This window comes from Vibrio sp. MOR3, assembly GCF_001557775.1.
GTDB classification, from domain to species: domain Bacteria; phylum Pseudomonadota; class Gammaproteobacteria; order Enterobacterales; family Vibrionaceae; genus Vibrio; species Vibrio jasicida.
In genome coordinates this window covers 49,503-67,084 of record NZ_LNRD01000007.1, presented here as the reverse complement: position 1 = coordinate 67,084, position 17,582 = coordinate 49,503, and the positions used below count along the sequence as shown (strand labels likewise).

The window sequence follows — 17,582 nt, the reverse complement described above, 5'->3', positions numbered from 1 at the left end:
TAGGTGTACGCTTTTTTGTGTCTGCAAGAATGGAGCAAGCCTGTGGAGCGTATTGAAACTCCCAAAAGTAAGCTTGGTATTGAGAGCAAAAAACAGACAATAAAAAACGGAGCCTTGAGCTCCGTTTTTTATTGTATTCGAAAATCAGAGATTAACGAGCACGGAAGACGATGCGGCCTTTAGATAGGTCGTATGGAGTCATCTCTACAGTTACTTTATCACCAGTAAGGATACGGATGTAGTTCTTACGCATCTTGCCAGAGATATGTGCAGTCACAACGTGACCGTTTTCAAGTTCAACGCGGAACATAGTGTTTGGTAGAGTGTCAAGCACAGTGCCTTGCATCTCAATTACGTCTTCTTTAGCCATTTAATCCTCTTTAGAAATTAGGCGGTATTAGCGCGCTTATTTTGCCGCTAAACAGTAATTATGTAAAGTTGGGGCGTATTCTACCCTTGCCAACGCTGATTTACTAGCCTTTGGTGTCGTTGAAAGCGAGTTTTGTAGTTCATTGCCGGACATTCATCGATTTGATAGCCCAAATAAAGCCAATGTTTGTTCTGTTGCTGGCAAAACTCAATCTGATACAACACAGCTAACGTACCGAGAGATAAGGAAAAATCAGGGTCATAGAAGGTGTAAAAGGCGCTTGAACAATTCTCCATTATGTCGGTAACTGCGACGGCGATTAATTGCCCAGAATCCGTGTATAAATGGAGAAAACCCGTCTTCAACCAAGTCGTTTGCGCAAATCTTGCGAACTCATCTTCTTTCGGTGGATACATAGTGCCATCTTTGTGGCGTTTACAAATATATCGACTGTATAAATCGAACCATGCATCATCGAGCTCAGATTTCATTTCCCATTGAATGGTCTTCGCTTTGTTCAATAAACGCTTTTGGCTTTTAGAACGGATGAAATCGGGCACAGCAATCCTTATCGGCTGACAAGCATTACACTGCTCACAGTGAGGTTTGTAAATCGTGTCGCCACTGCGACGAAACCCATTGGCCATGAGTATTTGGTAGTTCTGGTCGCTGTGTAAACTAGGATCTAACGCCACTGCAACGCGCTCTTGGCGCTCCGGTAGGTAGCTGCATGGGTGATTGTTGGTCAACCCGATACGAATTTGTTGAAGATCCGTGCTCATGATTCAGCGCCTTGCAAAGTTTGTGGTTCGAACGTTTCCAAATTAATTTTCTTATCCCTTAAAGATAGTAGTTTTTGTACGAAATCGTCACGCTCAAGTTCAAAGGCTCCAAGGGATCGCAGGTGAGGGTTCATCACCTGACAATCGATTAATTGGCCTTGGTTTGACGCCAAATGTTCGCATAAATACCACAATGCAACTTTAGAAGCGTTGTCTTTGAGACTGAACATCGACTCACCACAGAAAAGTTGGCCGACGCTGATACCATACAACCCCCCGACCAATTGATCATCGTGCCATACTTCTACTGAGTGGCAATGTCCTTGCTTGGCAAGCGCAATATAGGAAGCTTGCATCTCCGGATTGAGCCATGTTTCTTCCGCTGGACGGGTAGAAGCGCACAATTCAATTACGTGCTCGGTTGCATTGTTTAGCGTTACTTTATACTGTTGTTTACGCTGAAACTTTTTAAGGCTCTTTGATGGAGTGAAAGTTGCTGGGTCAAAAACCGCTCTCGGAGATGGACTCCACCATAAGATTGGTTCTCCAGGCCCATACCAAGGGAAGATTCCTTGATGGTAACCCGTTAGGATCCTTTGAGGATTGAGATCGCCCCCAAATGCTAACAAGCCATTTGGGTCGTGTAGGGCCTCATAGGGAGAAGGGAAGGCAAAAGAGTCATCAAGTTCAGTTAAATAAATAGCCATAAAGAAGAGTTTACCAACATCAAAGCCTATAGGAATGAAATATGAGCAGAGCAATACTTAGCGCAAAACGATGGGCATGGATCATACTGTTTTTACCATTTTTCGCCAATGCAGCTTATGAAAGAAATGTCGCAAAACCAGTGAATCAAGTGGTGTATGGCAAGGTTGATTCTGTGCGATACATTACTCAACAAGAAGTTAAACAGTCGCAAAGCAACGGTTGGGAAACACTACTCGGTGCGACCATTGGTGGCTTAGTTGGTAACCAGTTTGGTGGTGGTACAGGTAAAGAAGTCGCAACCGCAGTTGGCGCGTTGGCAGGTGCGGCCGTGGTCAAAAACCGTAATAACTACGAATATACGGTTGAATATAAATTGGTTGAATTACTGGTCAAGGTAGACGGCAACAAGCTAATTAATGTGATTCAAGACGTGGACAATAGTATGTTGTTTAACCGTGGTGACGATGTGCGAATCCTATATTTTGACGACGGTGTAAGGGTCGATATCGCTTATTAAGCTGACGTTAGCATACTAATTTTTGAGCTGACTAATTATTCAAAAATTAGCATGGATTTACTCTGGTTTTGTGTTGGTTTTTTCGTTAGTCTGAATTCACGAAGAATTGTTTAGCTCTCTAATAAAATCGAAAGAGGGCACAAAGGATTATCTACTTTCAATGGAAAGCCTAACGTTACAACCTATCAACAAAATTCAAGGGGAAGTGAATCTTCCTGGATCGAAAAGCGTTTCTAACCGAGCTCTGCTTCTCGCTGCCCTTGCAAAAGGCACGACTCGTTTGACCAACCTTCTAGATAGCGATGACATTCGCCATATGTTGAATGCACTGACCAAGCTTGGTGTGCAGTACCAACTGTCTGAAGACAAAACAGAATGTGTTGTAGAAGGTCTTGGTCGTCCATTTTCAGTTTCTGAACCAGTAGAGCTATTTCTTGGTAACGCGGGGACAGCGATGCGCCCGCTTGCCGCAGCATTGTGCCTTGGACATGGTGAGTATATTCTGACTGGTGAACCTCGTATGAAAGAGCGTCCGATCGGTCACCTAGTGACAGCCCTTCAAACGGCTGGTGCAGACATTACTTACCTAGAAAACGAAAACTACCCACCACTGAAAATCGTCGGCACTGGTCTTAAATCTGGTTCTGTATCGATTGATGGTTCGATTTCTAGCCAATTTTTAACGGCATTTTTAATGTCAGCGCCTTTGGCTGAGGGCGAAATTCGCATCAATATTGAAGGCGAATTGGTTTCAAAGCCTTACATCGATATCACGCTGCATATCATGAAGCAGTTTGGTGTAGAAGTGATCAATAACGACTACCAAGAGTTTGTTATTCCTGCTGGTCAGCAATACATTGCGCCAGGTGACTTTTTGGTAGAAGGTGATGCATCATCGGCTTCTTATTTCTTGGCTGCAGCAGCGATAAAAGGTGGTGAGGTCAAAGTCACTGGCATTGGTAAAAACAGCATTCAAGGCGATATCCAATTCGCTGACGCACTGGAGAAAATGGGTGCTGAAATCGAGTGGGGTGAAGACTACGTCATTTCTCGTGTTGGTCAATTGAAAGGCATCGATATGGACTACAATCATATCCCAGATGCAGCAATGACAATCGCAACGACTGCATTATTCGCTGAAGGTACAACCGCGATTCGTAACGTGTACAACTGGCGCGTAAAAGAAACTGACCGTCTATCTGCAATGGCAACTGAACTTCGTAAAGTCGGTGCAGAAGTGGAAGAGGGTGAGGATTACATCATCGTTAAGCCCGTACCACAGCTTACGCATGCGGCGATTGACACCTACGATGATCACCGTATGGCGATGTGTTTTTCTCTGGTGGCGCTAAGCGATACACCTGTGACGATTAACGATCCTAAGTGTACGTCAAAGACATTCCCTGACTACTTTGATAAGTTGAAAGCACTGAGTTGTTAACTCACTTATTGAAAGAAAAAAGCCAGAGTGGATACTCTGGCTTTTTTGATGAAATTTCAAAAGCTTATTTACTTAGTGTGAACTCTTTTGAAAGATGATGCGCTAGGTATTTAAACATATTGAATACCGCAGTGGTTTTGGGGGTCGGTAGGCCTTTATCGTCTAGAAAATACTCACCTTTAAACACCAAAACATCGTCTTTTTCTTCTACGCTTGTGGCACGCATTCCTTCGATAAAATCCTCGTGCTCTTGGATGATTTGGTTTGCGATCAACAGGAGGTCGAATTTTTCAATGTGTTTTCTATCAGACATAGCGTTCTCGTCATTCAATGAAACTTAATTGGCCGCAGTATACCTACAATTGCCGTGGCTTTGCAGAGGTAAATTTGTGATTACGTGTTTGCTACAAAGCACACATTAATATAGAAGAAAAACCGCAAAGCATTCTCATATGCTAATGATGCTTATTTCGCTGTCATGATCTAAGGTTACGTTCTGATAGCGAAAGAAAAAATATTTTGTGATGAGAGACAAAATTTATTGAATTCGACTAGCGGGCAGAAACTTTGCCTGCTTAGTATATGCCGCTCAAGACCTTTTGCAGAACCCTGCCTTGTTAAAGTATAAAGGCGATGAATTGTCAACCAATCGGATCTGAATTTCAAAAAAGCAGTTGATCTTCTTTTCATCTCGCACAATAGTAAAAAAAGAAGCAATGAAATAGAACATTATGCGGGTAGGCTCTTTTTGGAGTTTTCACCCGCATTATTATGAAGGACGTTAGAGTCAGTTATGGGTAAATCGCTCGTTATAGTGGAGTCACCAGCCAAGGCTAAGACGATAAACAAATACCTTGGTAAAGACTTTATTGTTAAGTCTAGTGTTGGTCACGTGCGTGATCTGCCTACGGCCGGTCAAAGCACTGGTGAGAAAAAAGCCGCGGCAATTTCTACGAAAGGAATGAGCCCGGAAGAAAAAGCGCGTGTCAAAAAAGAAAAAGACCGTAAAGCTCTGATCAAGAAAATGGGGATTAACCCATATCATGACTGGGAAGCGAACTATCAAATCCTTCCGGGTAAAGAAAAAGTCGTTAGTGAACTGCAAAAACTAGCCAAAGATGCTGATCACGTCTATCTCGCAACCGATTTGGACCGCGAAGGGGAAGCTATCGCATGGCACCTTCGTGAGATCATCGGTGGCGATGAAGAGCGATACAAACGTGTAGTTTTTAACGAGATTACAAAGAATGCTATCCAACAAGCTTTCCAGACTCCTGGTGAATTGAATATGGATGGCGTGAACGCGCAGCAAGCACGTCGTTTCATGGACCGCGTAGTAGGTTTCATGGTTTCTCCATTGCTATGGAAGAAAGTGGCGCGTGGTTTGTCTGCGGGCCGAGTGCAGTCAGTGGCTGTTAAGCTATTGGTTGAACGTGAGCGCGAGATTAACGCATTTATTCCAGAAGAGTTCTGGGATATTCACGCAAACACTCATACCAAAGATAAGACAGCATTTAAGTTGCTTGTGGCGCAAAAAGAAGGCACCGCATTTAAGCCTGTGAATGAGGCTGAAACTAAAGCTGCGATGTCTGTACTTGAAAACGCAAGCTACGAAGTGTGTAAGCGTGAAGACCGCCCGACGAAGAGCAAACCGTCTGCGCCTTACATTACGTCGACATTACAGCAAGCGGCAAGTACACGTCTTGGCTACGGTGTGAAGAAAACCATGATGCTCGCTCAGCGTTTGTATGAAGCGGGTTACATCACTTATATGCGTACCGACTCGACAAACCTGAGTTCAGAGGCGGTGGATGCGGTTCGTGGATTTATCGGTTCAGAATTTGGTGACAAATACCTTCCAGCTAAACCATTAACTTATGGCAGCAAAGAAGGTGCACAAGAAGCGCACGAAGCGATTCGTCCTTCCGATGTTGCGGTGAAAGCAGAAGACCTACAAGGTGTTGATGCAGATGCGCATAAACTGTACTCGTTGATCTGGAACCAATTCGTTGCCTGTCAAATGACACCAGCAGAATACGATTCGACGACCATCAGCGTAAAAGCAGCGGAATACACGCTAAAAGCGAAAGGCCGTATTCTGAAGTTCGATGGTTGGACTCGTGTTCAGCGTCCAATGGGCAAAAATGAAGACACGATTCTTCCTGCGGTCCAATTGGGTGATAAGCTAAACCTTGAGTCTCTTGACCCGAAACAACACTTCACAAAGCCACCTGCGCGCTTTACTGAAGCTGCTCTAGTTAAAGAGTTAGAGAAACGTGGCATTGGCCGACCTTCAACCTACGCGTCAATCATTTCTACGATTCAAGATCGTGGTTACGTAAAAGTTGAACAACGCCGCTTCTACGCAGAGAAGATGGGTGAGATCGTTACAGACCGCCTAGATGATAGCTTCAACGATCTAATGAACTACGACTTCACTGCACGTATGGAGCAAAAGCTTGACCAAATCGCAGAAGGTGAGGTGAAGTGGAAATCGGTTCTTGATAACTTTTTCACTGACTTTACTGGTGACCTAGAACAAGCAGAGCAAGACGAAACTGAAGGTGGCATGAAGCTGAATCACATTGTGATGACAGATATTGAGTGTCCGACATGTAGCCGTCCAATGGGTATTCGTACCGCTTCAACGGGTGTATTCCTTGGTTGTTCTGGTTATGCATTGCCACCGAAAGAACGTTGTAAAACAACGATCAACTTGGGTGATGAAGACGGCATCATCAATGTTCTTGAAGAGGACGTTGAAACAGCGGCACTGCGTGCTAAAAAGCGTTGTCCTATCTGTGAAACAGCGATGGATGCGTATCTAATCGACGATAAGCGCAAGATGCATGTTTGTGGTAATAACCCGAACTGTGAAGGCTACATCGTTGAACACGGCGAGTTTAAGGTGAAAGGCTACGATGGCCCAGTTGTCGAGTGTGACAAGTGTGGCTCTGACATGGTGCTTAAGAACGGTCGTTTCGGTAAATACATGGATTGTACGAGTGAAACGTGTAAGAACACTCGTAAGATTCTGAAAAATGGCGAAGTTGCGCCACCGAAAGAAGACCCAGTTCATTTCCCTGAACTGCCATGCGAAAACTCGGATGCGTACTTTGTTTTGCGTGATGGTGCTTCTGGCTTATTCATGGCAGCAAGTAATTTCCCTAAATCGCGTGAGACTCGTGCACCGTTAGTGTCAGAACTAGCACGCTTTGAAGAGCGTTTGCCTGAGAAGTTCAAGTACCTAACGACTGCGCCAGTTGCTGACCCTGATGGTCGTCCGACAGTGGTTCGATTTAGCCGTAAGAGCAAAGAGAACTATGTGCGAACGGAAGACGATGGCAAACCAAGTGGCTGGACTGCACTTTACATTGACGGTAAATGGGAAATCACCGACAAACGTAAAAAAGCCAAAGCATAATTAATGGTTCAAATGAAATAAGGCAGCGAATTCGCTGCCTTATTTTTTTCGTAAATTCCTACTGTTTTATAAGTTATATCAATACGACTCACTTCAACTCCCTGCATTTTTATTTTCATCTTCCGGTCATAGTTTCATCGTATCCTGTCGCAAAACTGCACTTGTGTAGTCAATCGGTTTGTAAATTGTTTTCACAATGTAATCGTTTGCGTACCGTTGTGTGATCAAGATATCGTCTTGAGTAAGTAACATCTGTATGTCACACAGAATGGCGTATTTAAAATTGTAATTTAGTTCCAGTTCGATAACTTATTACACAAATAATGCAACTGTATGCTGCTATTTGGTGCTGAGAATAAAAAATAAATAAGGTGCCTGCATAGAGGATGTGCAATAGCTTTTTTTGTTTATACCGCGAGAGCTCAGAGAAGCCCATCGGTATGGATGTACTAACGTGTTCGCTTGACTCCCCGAGTCCTGCTCACCTCAAACGAACACTAATTCCAAGCTATAACTATATATGGAGAACAACGAATGGCTGGTGTTTTGGGAATGATTCTTGCTGGCGGTGAAGGCTCTCGTCTGAGACCTTTAACGGAATCCCGCAGTAAACCTTCGGTCCCTTTCGGCGGAAGTTACCGACTTATTGATTTCGCTTTGAACAACTTCGTGAATGCGGATCTGATGCGCATTTATGTCCTCACTCAATTTAAGTCTCAATCTTTGTTCCATCATATGAAGAAGGGTTGGAACATCAACGGTATTACCGATCGATTCATCGACCCAATCCCAGCACAAATGCGTACGGGTAAGCGTTGGTATGAAGGTACGGCGGATGCTATCTATCAAAACCTACGTTTTATGGAGCTTGCTGAGCCTGACCAAGTTTGTATTTTTGGTTCTGATCACATCTATAAAATGGACATCAAACAGATGTTGAACTTCCACAAAGAAAAAGAGGCATCGTTGACCGTTTCAGCATTACGTATGCCTTTGTGTGAAGCATCGCAATTTGGTGTTATTGAAGTGGATGCCGAAGGTCGTATGATCGGTTTTGAAGAGAAACCAGCACAACCTAAATCAATCCCGGGCGATCCAGAACATGCACTCGTTTCCATGGGCAACTACGTATTTGAAGCCCAAGCGCTATTTTCTGAGCTGATTGAAGATGCGGATAATGAAGCGTCTTCACACGACTTTGGTAAAGACATCATTCCTAAGATGTTCCCACGTGGCGACGTGTTTGTTTATGACTTCAGCACAAACCGTATTACTGGTGAAAAAGAAGAAGTTTACTGGCGTGATGTCGGTACTATTGACGCGTACTGGCAAGCTCATATGGATTTGTTGGAAAAAGACGCCCCGTTTTCTCTCTACAACCGCAAATGGCCACTGCACACTTACTACCCACCATTGCCGCCTGCAACGTTTACCGACTCAGTTAATGGCCGAGTTCAAATCATCGACAGCTTAGTATGTAACGGGAGTTACGTGCGAGGCTCAAGAATTGAAAAATCGGTACTGGGTTTTCGCAGCAACATCGCTTCTGCGTGTGACATCAGCCAAAGTATTTTACTTGGTGATGTGAAGGTCGGTGAAGGATGTGTACTTCGTCGTGTGATTGTCGACAAGGATGCCGACATTGCACCTGGTACGCAAATTGGTGTAAATCTACAAGAAGATAAAAAACACTACCACGTGTCAGAAGATGGCATTGTTGTGATTCCAAAAGGAGCAAGAGTTGGCTACTAACAATTTGTCTGTACTGTTTGTAGCGTCTGAAGTCGAAGGACTGATAAAGAGTGGTGGCTTGGCTGATGTAGCCAAGGCACTGCCAGAAGCCCTTCAAAACCTTCAGCAGGATGTACGAATTACAATTCCAGCTTACACAGCTATCGAGCGACTAGCGGAAGCCGAGTTGGAATTAGATACCGAGTTAGCGCACTGGCCGTATACGGCATACAAAGTGTTGAAGCTAAACCTTGGTGATAATCCGGTCTATTTGATTGATTGCCCTCCGTATTTCAATCGTCCGTCAATGTACGCTGAAAATAACCAAGCTTACACGGATAACGGTGAGCGCTTCGCGTTTTTTAGTGCAGCGTGTCTAGATATGTTGCCAAAACTTGGTTTTCAACCAGATATTGTGCATGCCAACGATTGGCATACTGGTTTAGTCCCATTTTTGCTTAAACATCGTTATGGCAATGAAGCATTTTTTACCAAGACTCGCAGTGTAATTTCCATTCACAACGCAGTCTTTAAAGGGGTATTTAGCTACGATGACGTCCAGTGTTTACCTGAATTTCACAGTCGAAATGTTCCTGATGCCGCGGTAAGCGCAACGCACATCACTATGCTCAAAGCAGGGGTGATGAACGCGGATAAAATCAATGCGGTAAGCCCCACCTACGCTGAAGAGCTTAAAACAGAACTTGGCAGCCATGGTATGGCGTGGGAATTCCAGCAACGCGCAGGTGATCTTGTTGGGATTTTAAATGGTTGCGATTACGGAACATGGAACCCTGAAACCGATTCTAATCTTCCGTTAAATTACAAAGCGAACCGTCAAAGCATGGTCCGTGGCAAAAATGCATGTAAGAAAGCGCTACAGGAAAGGCTGGGGCTTGAAGAATCAGATAACGCCATGTTCGGCATGGTGTGTCGTCTAACGCAACAGAAAGGTGTGCATTACCTGCTGCCTGCATTAGCTGATTTCCTTAAGCATAATGTTCAACTCGTCGTTGTTGGCACTGGTGATCCTGTTCTTGCTGCACAGTTAAGAGACGTAGCCGCACAATTTGCGAGTAAGTTTGTTTTTGTAGAGGCTTACGATAACGAGCTAGCACATTTGGTTGAGGCAGGCTCGGATTTCTTCTTAATGCCTTCTGAATTCGAGCCGTGTGGTTTGAACCAAATCTACAGCATGGCCTATGGCACTTTGCCAATCGTTCGTGGGGTAGGTGGCTTGAAAGACAGCGTGAATGACTACGATGTGGATCCAGCTGATTCAACGGGCTTCGTTTTCTATGAGCCAACACCGCAAGGTCTATTACTGACAATGTTGAGAGCACTTCTTCTTTACGCACAAAATGTGACAGAAGTGAGACGTGTACAACTTCATGCTATGCAAAAAGACTTTTGTTGGCGAAAAGCTGCAGAAGAGTATTTGCAACTGTATAGGGCTGCGTTAAATTGACGCAAAATCTTTAAAAAGTGTAACGAAAGGCACCGAATTAGGTGCCTTTATTACTTTGCTCTTATGGAGTGTGGTAGGATTTACCCACACTTTTTCATACAGAATGCTTTTCAAACTGATAAATGACTCAGCCACTTCTATTCCATAAAACCTATTTACACCCTACCAGCAATGAGTGGGTCGTTTTCGTGCATGGTGCTGGTGGCAGTTCTTCAATATGGTTTAAACAATTAAAGGCCTATAAAGAGCACTTTAATTTAGTCTTAATCGATCTCCGTGGACACGGCAAGTCAAACCAGTTGATCAAAGAACTGATGACAAGTCGTTATACCTTTACTGAGGTGACACAGGACATTTTAAAGGTTCTGGATCATTTGAAGATCCAATCCGCACACTTTGTTGGTATGTCTTTGGGTACAATTATTGTGCGTAACCTTGCCGAAATGGCAACAGAGCGTGTGAGTTCTATGGTGCTTGGTGGGGCGGTAACGCGCTTAAACACTCGCTCTCAGATCTTAGTTAAACTCGGTAATCTTGGAAAGCACATCCTCCCTTATATGTGGTTGTATAAGCTCTTTGCTTACATCGTGATGCCACAAAAAAATCAACGCGAATCTCGTCACTTGTTTATTCGTGAAGCAAAGAAGTTATGCCAAAAAGAGTTTAAGCGTTGGTTCACACTGGCGGCGGATGTAAATCCGTTAATGAAGTATTTTAAAGATAAAGAGTTGCCTATTCCGACGCTGTACCTAATGGGGGATAGAGACTACATGTTCATTAAGCCAGTAAAAGAAATGGTTGCAGTGCATAAGCTAAGCTCATTACGTGAAATTCCAAATTGTGGCCACGTGTGCAACGTAGAACGTCCAGAAGATTTCAATCAACACTCTATTGAGTTTATTAAGCAGCAAAGTCTAGCGGCTTAATAGATTTGAGAACCGATCTAAAAAGATAGGGGAGCCATCATAGCTCCCCTATTTGATATCCACATTGCCAACAAGCACCAAACTGTCCCTCATTCTTCTCTGCACATTGCGGGCATTGCCAGTCTTGGTAAGTAAGCTCTGTTTGTTGTCGATAGTCTTCGACAATCGCAGACGCCTTCAACTGCTGTTCCGGATGTAAAAGCCAAACATACGGGTCTGTATCATCGCTGAAGGGCAACTCTCCCTTCAACCCAAACATACCTTCGCCTCTTACTTCACAGTGAATCTGTTCGGTTTTGAGGAGCTCACAAACGATATGAGCTTCCGCAGGGTTTTTAGCGATGAAGATTTTCATTAGGCATTTCCATTTTGAACTTGAGCAGGGCGGACCTTATTCATAACCCATTTAGCGATAATAGGGAACAAACCAAGCAGAGCAAATGATGCTAATACGGTTGGTGACACAATTCCTGAAAGACTGTCGATAGTGGCTAGTTGAGTGCCCGCATTTAAGTAAACGGCAGTACCAGGCAGCATGCCGATTTGGCTTGTTAAATAGAAGCGGCTGATAGACATCGGTGTTAACCCCATTAAGAGGTTAATCAAGAAAAATGGGAATACTGGGATCAAACGCAGTGAAAACAAATAAAACGCTCCGTCTTTTTCTACACCTTGGTTAATGGCATTTAACTTATTACCAAATTTACTTTGTACCCATTCACGTAATAAGTAGCGGCTGCTTAAGAAAGCAATTGTTGCGCCGATGGTGCTAGCAAAAGACACCAATAATAAACTGGTCCAAAAACCAAATAGGGCGGCGCCGAGCAGGGTAACAACGGCGGCTCCTGGAATAGAGAAAGCGGTGATTGCGATGTAAGCCAAGAAATAGGTCGCCGCAGCAAACACAAAGTTTTGGTCAATGAACGTATTTAGTGCTGCTTGTTGTGCTTTGGCATTTTCTAAGGTGAGATACTGGCCAAAATTCACTCCTAAAAAGAGGATGGTTGCGAGCAGGATCAGTCCTAAAATCAGTTTCTTATTCATCGTAATTACTCCATTTGGCTTCTTAAATAATAAGACAGAATAAGAGAAGAAAAAATTTCAAAAAAAAACCGCAGTATGAAAACTGCGGTTTTTACTCAATGTCATGCTGATAGTGCGCGTTAAGACAATGCGCTCATCAGTTCTTCTCGGCGAGACTGAGGGACGACGCTCCAATGGGTGCCGTTGATTGCACCTTCTAACGCCCACAACAACTCAAGGCTTACCGTAGAGGCATGCGTATCTTGGATTGCTTTGTATGCGCTTAAGGCACCTTCTTCTTCTAATTGCTCGACAGAGTCGATGCCTGCTTTCTTCAACATACGTTCAGTTGCTAGGCGTAGATTTGGAAGGTCTTTCAATCGATTAGGCTTGGTGCTCGCTTGCTGTTTTTTTTCTTGCTTAGCAGTCTCAAGAGATTGCTTTGCAACATCAATCAAGCGATCCGTTGAATCCCATAGATCATCAGAAATAGCATAGTATTTCGTGACCACTGGGAAACCACGTTTCTTGTAGACGTACGGTTTTAGTCCTTGAGTCTCGAAGTCAGATGAAGTTTGTTGGTCTGCTCGAATATGAAGTTGATTGTTTACAACTAGTGCGAACATCGTTTCATCGGCGAAAAGCCCGAAGCCACCAAACATTGAGCGCGACTTGATAGTACCAAGTGCCTCAAACAGCTTCATTGAGTCTTTGAGTATCGGTTTATCCATGATGTGTTATCTCGGTGTAATTAATATTACGCCACCAAAAATCAGGTCCGAGAGATTAGCAAATGCATGCAGACACAATGTCATTAAAGGGTAAACTCACTTAATGCATATTTGCCATCGGTAACCCCGCTACCTTCCATCTAATAAGATGGTTCAGGCCGGAGGCTTTGCGTCCCACCCTTTCGAATGGTTTGCCCTGTGCGTGACACTTTGAGAATACTTCGTATATTGAATTAACATCACGTTTCAAATATGAAAGTGTGATCTTGGTTCAGTTAATAGTGATTTTTTGATGTGTTTGGTTTCATATTTGGGAACGATCCCTTGTCATACAAAAGGTTGATGTAGGAAATGGACTACGCCCAATTAAAACAGCAACTTATCTAAATTAGGGGAGGTATTTATATTCTGAAATGTTTTTGGAATGTTATTTTTAGGCAATAAAAAAGCGCCCTTACGAGCGCTTTATAAAACTTCGGTGCCGCTTAGTTCAGTTTCTTAACTGTGTTGCGAACAACAATTTCTGGCTGCATTTCGAAAATGCGTTTTTCATGTTCTTTGTCTTTGATGCGTTCTAGCAAAATTTCAAAGGCATTCTTACCAACACGACGTTTTGGCTGGTGGATAGTCGTTAGCGGTGGCGAGAAGTACTCTGCTAGCTCGATGTTGTCGTAACCAATGACAGAGATATCTTCTGGTACTTTGATGCCGTTTTGCTGCAAGCGACTCATTAAACCAAGCGCCATGGTATCGTTAAAACAGAAAACGGCAGTCGGGCGTTTGTCCATTGCTGTGATGTTGTCAGCAGCAAGTACGGCAGTATCACACTCAAAGTTACCTTCAAGTACCCAATCTTCATTTACTGCTAACTTTGCTTCTGCCATTGCGCGGCGGTAACCTGCAATGCGTTCTTGGCACGCGGCTTTTTCGAAGTGACCGCTCAAACAAGCAATATCAGTGTGACCATTGTCGATCAGATATTTTGTTGCGATGTAGCCACCTTCTTCAGAGTTATCAATGATCTTGTCAGCTTGCGAACTCTCTGGACCCCAGTCCATCACCACTTTCGGGATATCTGAATGACGGTCAAGCATCTCTTTTAGCTCTTCCGTTAAGTCAGAACACATCACTAAAATGCCATCTACACGTTTCTCCGCTAGCATGCGAATGTAGTCACGTTGCTTTTCGTAGATACCGCCAGTATTACATAGGATCAGCGTGTAACCTTGACGGTAACAATAGCTCTCAACGCCGTCGATAACTTCTGAGAAGAAAAGGTTAGTCGATTGCGTTACCAACATACCGATAGTGCGAGTTGAGTTACACTTCAAACTACGTGCAACTGCACTTGGCGCGTAATTTAGTTCATCAACCGCTTTCATTACTTTTTCTTGGGTTGCTTCAGCAACAAAACGCGTTTTGTTGATTACGTGCGAAACTGTTGTGGTAGAAACGCCGGCTAAGCGAGCAACGTCTTTTATAGTGGCCATAAATGATGTCCTGTATCGAGCTACTGAATACCGTAGTGAATACAACCTTACGCTTAGTATGTTGCGCGAATTGAACCATATCTGAAGTTTAAGGTTCAATTAATTAGGCAGCGGTTGTTCCGAAATCGGTATAAAAAGGTTTGTAGCAACATTTGTTGCTGAATCTCATGTTCCTTACTTATATAAGTGAGGAATTGGTCAGCAATCTTGTTAATAAAACACAAAAACCGCCATATTTCAGCGGTTTACATATAAGTCGTATTTAATCGTTTGCGCTCACATTTTAGACTGATGTGGGCACACTAGCAATATTTTCAGCAGGTGTTTTGCGCTATTGAGGTCACATTTTAACTGCTAAATGGAAAGGGCTTCTATGTGCTAGATTAAAAATTAACGAATAAAATAGGGAGCCCGCTTGCGAGCTCCCTGAAATTGGCGGCAATTATTCACCAAGAAGGTAGGTGCTGTCCAGTTTACAAAATGCAATTAATAGTTGCGCAACGCTTACATAGAAACCAAATTCGTCGAATTGCTTACATTTCGCAGCAAACTGTGGCAACCAAGACATAAGATGCTTTTGGATTAAGTCGTTCTGTTTCTCGAACGCTTCTTCCATGTGTTTGTCTTGTTCTAATTCGTTAGAACGAATGATCATGTTACCTAAGAAGTCTAGTTCAACCGCTAAGTGATCCGCTGGCTCTTTCAGGTTCTCATCAACCTGAACACCAAAATCGGCCATCAGTTTTTCCATCTCTTCTGCTGGCTTGTCATTTAAAAGACCAGATTCACCGATGTACATAGATGCGTAAGGCAGTGCACCGTGCTTTTCTGTTTTCAGGAAAAGCTCGCAAAAGTCTGCAGCCAATTCAAGTTGCGCGTCTTCGCGATCCTGTAGGCGGTTAAGTGCATCAACAAGGGTATCCACAGCTGGTTTTAATGACTCATTTTCACCAAGGCCAGCCAAAAAGCTTCGAATTTCAACACTGTGGTAGCTTTCTAGTTCTTTCTCTGTCAGTTCTTTTGCGAACAGGCTAGAAAACCACCAATAGATTTCTGCGCGTTTCTCGTTAAAAGCTTTCACTTCTTGCATTTTTTTGCTCCTGAATGGTTATTCCCTAAGTGTAAACAATTAAGATGAATAGCAGTAACTATAATTGTTATCCATTATGGGAAAATGTGCCGGTTTATGAATGGCTGTAAATAAGCTTGCTTTGAATCAATAAAATCGCAAAATCTTGCTTTTTAATGTATCTATGACTAGAAATGTTACTAGTTATGAATAGAATACGTCTTGGAAAATAAAAAAGACAGAAAGTGGTGTAAATGAGCTATCACGTATTAGTCGTAGAAGATGATGTTGTAACTCGTAGTAAGCTTGCGGGCTACTTCCAAAATGAAGGCTACAAAGTCAGTGAAGCAGAAAGCGGTGCAGAAATGCGCGAAGTGCTTCAAGGTGGTGATGTGGACCTTATCATGCTGGATATTAACCTGCCCGGTGAAGACGGTCTTATGCTTACGCGTGAATTACGCAGCCAATCAGATATCGGCATCATATTAGTGACAGGACGCACGGATAGCATTGACAAAATCGTTGGCCTAGAAATGGGTGCGGACGATTATGTGACAAAGCCTTTTGAATTAAGGGAATTATTGGTTCGCGTTAAGAACCTGTTGTGGCGCATTTCTGCGGCTCGCAATGGTTCACAAAAAATCGCGAACGACACTAATGAAGAACACATTGTACGTTTCGGTGAGTGGACGTTTGATATTCAACGTCGTGCTCTTAGCCGTAATGGTGAGCCCGTGAAACTAACCAAAGCTGAATATGAGCTTTTGGTCGCACTCTCATCGTACCCAAATCAGGTATTAAGCCGCGAACGTATTTTGAATATGATCAGCCACCGAGTGGATGCGCCAAACGATCGTACTATTGATGTATTGATTCGACGCATGCGCGCTAAGATGGAGTTTGATCCGAAGAACCCACAAATCTTTGTGACGGTTCATGGTGAAGGCTACATGTTCGCGGGTGACTAATTCATAGCGACAAAGAAAAAGGAGAGCATAGGCTCTCCTTTTTTGTGTCTGCAATTCTGCAATTTAGCGATGATGGACTTCATCTGCGATTGGTAAGCCTTCTATGGCTGCGCCACTTCAGGATCTTCAACTTCAACCATCGGTGTTTGACCTACGTTATCACGCAGTTTTTGCCATAACCCGCCAAGGTATTCATGCCAATACAGCTCAGTTTGCTCTAAGTAGCGAGCTTTTGGCGCGTACTTTTGCCAAGGTTGTTCGATATCATCAATCGCCATGAAGTTCGTTGGGGCTGGGATTGGCTTAATGCCCGCTGCGTTGAATTCATAAAGAGCACGCTTCATGTGACTGGCAGAAGTCACTAAAACAATGTCTTTCTGCTTAACAAACGCGGCAGCTTGGCGTGCTTCTTCCCAAGTATCTTTGGCATCCTCTAATAAAATAATATCGGATTTTGCGACACCTAGGGAAAGCGCTACGTTTGCCATCATACGAGCATGGCTGATTTCAGAGCCACCTGCGTAACCGGAAAGAATTAACTTCGCACCTGGGTACATACGCAAAATACGAATACCCTCAGTTAAACGCATTAAAGCGGTACGGCTCAGTTGAGACGTTGGTGGTATTTCATCATCTACCACGTGTCCATTACCAAGAACCATAACGTAGTCCACAGTGCCAGAAACCGGCAAAAACGCTTTGTACTCGCGTTCTAGAGGCATAAGAAGCTTGGTTGAAACGGGTTGGAAGGCAACAAGGAAGATGCCAACAAAAGAGAAAAGAACAACAAAGCAGCCAGTTTTACGTTTAGTGGTAAAACTGATGAGAGCAAGACCTAACAAGCCTATCAGTAGCAATGCTGGTAATGGCATCAGCAAGGCTGACATTACTTTTTTCAGCTCAAACATACATAAATAGTCCGAAAAAACATCAA

17 protein-coding genes and 1 riboswitch are annotated in these 17,582 nt (G+C 43.5%); of the genes, 7 read left to right on the top strand and 10 right to left on the bottom strand.

Features of this window, described 5'->3' with window-relative positions:
• Positions 1–151: 151 nt before the first annotated feature.
• From infA to aat, 3 genes are all read right to left on the bottom strand, one after another.
• Complete coding sequence (infA, locus tag ATB76_RS14885) at positions 152–370, bottom strand: translation initiation factor IF-1 (protein ID WP_001040192.1); 219 nt, start codon at positions 368–370, stop codon at positions 152–154.
• A gap of 80 nt (positions 371–450) precedes the next feature.
• Positions 451–1,152 carry an arginyltransferase gene (locus ATB76_RS14880; protein WP_038875949.1) on the bottom strand — a complete coding sequence of 234 codons (702 nt, stop codon included), beginning with the start codon at positions 1,150–1,152 and terminating at the stop codon, positions 451–453.
• Positions 1,149–1,859 carry a leucyl/phenylalanyl-tRNA--protein transferase gene (gene aat, locus ATB76_RS14875; RefSeq protein WP_038875951.1) on the bottom strand — a complete coding sequence of 237 codons (711 nt, stop codon included), beginning with the start codon at positions 1,857–1,859 and terminating at the stop codon, positions 1,149–1,151. Before aat ends, ATB76_RS14880 begins: the two co-directional genes overlap by 4 nt.
• A gap of 41 nt (positions 1,860–1,900) precedes the next feature.
• Between aat and ATB76_RS14870 the strand changes: the two genes are divergently transcribed.
• A complete protein-coding gene (locus ATB76_RS14870; RefSeq protein WP_038866750.1) occupies positions 1,901–2,377 on the top strand; it encodes a glycine zipper 2TM domain-containing protein in 477 nt (158 codons plus the stop codon).
• Between the two features lie 160 nt (positions 2,378–2,537).
• Positions 2,538–3,818, top strand: coding sequence for a 3-phosphoshikimate 1-carboxyvinyltransferase (gene aroA, locus ATB76_RS14865; protein ID WP_061035597.1), 1,281 nt, complete (start codon positions 2,538–2,540; stop codon positions 3,816–3,818).
• Between the two features lie 64 nt (positions 3,819–3,882).
• On the opposite strand, the gene ATB76_RS14860 is transcribed toward aroA, so the two are convergent.
• Positions 3,883–4,131: a YciN family protein gene (locus tag ATB76_RS14860; protein WP_038866754.1), complete on the bottom strand. Its 249-nt coding sequence runs from the start codon at positions 4,129–4,131 to the stop codon at positions 3,883–3,885.
• Between the two features lie 480 nt (positions 4,132–4,611).
• Here ATB76_RS14860 and topA point away from each other — a divergent pair, with 480 nt between their 5' ends.
• From topA to ATB76_RS14840, 4 genes are all read left to right on the top strand, one after another.
• Complete coding sequence (gene topA / locus ATB76_RS14855) at positions 4,612–7,242, top strand: type I DNA topoisomerase (protein WP_038866755.1); 2,631 nt, start codon at positions 4,612–4,614, stop codon at positions 7,240–7,242.
• A gap of 534 nt (positions 7,243–7,776) precedes the next feature.
• On the top strand, positions 7,777–8,994 hold the full coding sequence (gene glgC, locus ATB76_RS14850) for a glucose-1-phosphate adenylyltransferase (protein WP_042602682.1): 1,218 nt from the start codon (positions 7,777–7,779) through the stop codon (positions 8,992–8,994).
• Positions 8,984–10,441 (top strand): glycogen synthase GlgA, encoded by a 1,458-nt coding sequence (gene glgA, locus ATB76_RS14845; RefSeq protein ID WP_061035596.1) that lies wholly within the window; start codon positions 8,984–8,986, stop codon positions 10,439–10,441. The genes glgC and glgA overlap by 11 nt, the downstream gene beginning before the upstream one ends.
• A gap of 122 nt (positions 10,442–10,563) precedes the next feature.
• Positions 10,564–11,367 (top strand): alpha/beta hydrolase, encoded by an 804-nt coding sequence (locus ATB76_RS14840; RefSeq protein WP_038866759.1) that lies wholly within the window; start codon positions 10,564–10,566, stop codon positions 11,365–11,367.
• 37 nt (positions 11,368–11,404) lie between these two features.
• On the opposite strand, the gene ATB76_RS14835 is transcribed toward ATB76_RS14840, so the two are convergent.
• The 5 genes from ATB76_RS14835 to torD all read right to left on the bottom strand — a co-directional run bounded on the left by ATB76_RS14835 (position 11,405) and on the right by torD (position 15,701).
• Positions 11,405–11,722, bottom strand: a complete 318-nt coding sequence (locus ATB76_RS14835; protein WP_038866760.1) for a DUF2007 domain-containing protein — start codon at positions 11,720–11,722, stop codon at positions 11,405–11,407.
• A complete protein-coding gene (locus ATB76_RS14830; RefSeq protein ID WP_038866761.1) occupies positions 11,722–12,411 on the bottom strand; it encodes a TVP38/TMEM64 family protein in 690 nt (229 codons plus the stop codon). Before ATB76_RS14830 ends, ATB76_RS14835 begins: the two co-directional genes overlap by 1 nt.
• A 119-nt stretch (positions 12,412–12,530) precedes the next feature.
• Positions 12,531–13,121: a TfoX/Sxy family DNA transformation protein gene (locus tag ATB76_RS14825; RefSeq protein WP_038866763.1), complete on the bottom strand. Its 591-nt coding sequence runs from the start codon at positions 13,119–13,121 to the stop codon at positions 12,531–12,533.
• A gap of 116 nt (positions 13,122–13,237) precedes the next feature.
• Positions 13,238–13,327: riboswitch (cyclic di-GMP riboswitch) on the bottom strand.
• A gap of 279 nt (positions 13,328–13,606) precedes the next feature.
• A complete protein-coding gene (gene purR, locus ATB76_RS14820) occupies positions 13,607–14,611 on the bottom strand; it encodes an HTH-type transcriptional repressor PurR (protein WP_061035595.1) in 1,005 nt (334 codons plus the stop codon).
• Positions 14,612–15,053: 442 nt separating this feature from the next.
• Complete coding sequence (torD, locus tag ATB76_RS14815) at positions 15,054–15,701, bottom strand: molecular chaperone TorD (RefSeq protein ID WP_039976227.1); 648 nt, start codon at positions 15,699–15,701, stop codon at positions 15,054–15,056.
• A 233-nt stretch (positions 15,702–15,934) separates the two neighbouring features.
• On the opposite strand from torD, the gene torR reads away from it, so the two are divergent.
• Positions 15,935–16,648 (top strand): two-component system response regulator TorR, encoded by a 714-nt coding sequence (gene torR / locus ATB76_RS14810; RefSeq protein ID WP_038866769.1) that lies wholly within the window; start codon positions 15,935–15,937, stop codon positions 16,646–16,648.
• Between the two features lie 101 nt (positions 16,649–16,749).
• Here the strand turns inward: torR and elyC are convergent, their stop codons facing one another.
• Positions 16,750–17,556, bottom strand: a complete 807-nt coding sequence (gene elyC, locus ATB76_RS14805; protein WP_038866771.1) for an envelope biogenesis factor ElyC — start codon at positions 17,554–17,556, stop codon at positions 16,750–16,752.
• Positions 17,557–17,582 lie beyond the last annotated feature (26 nt).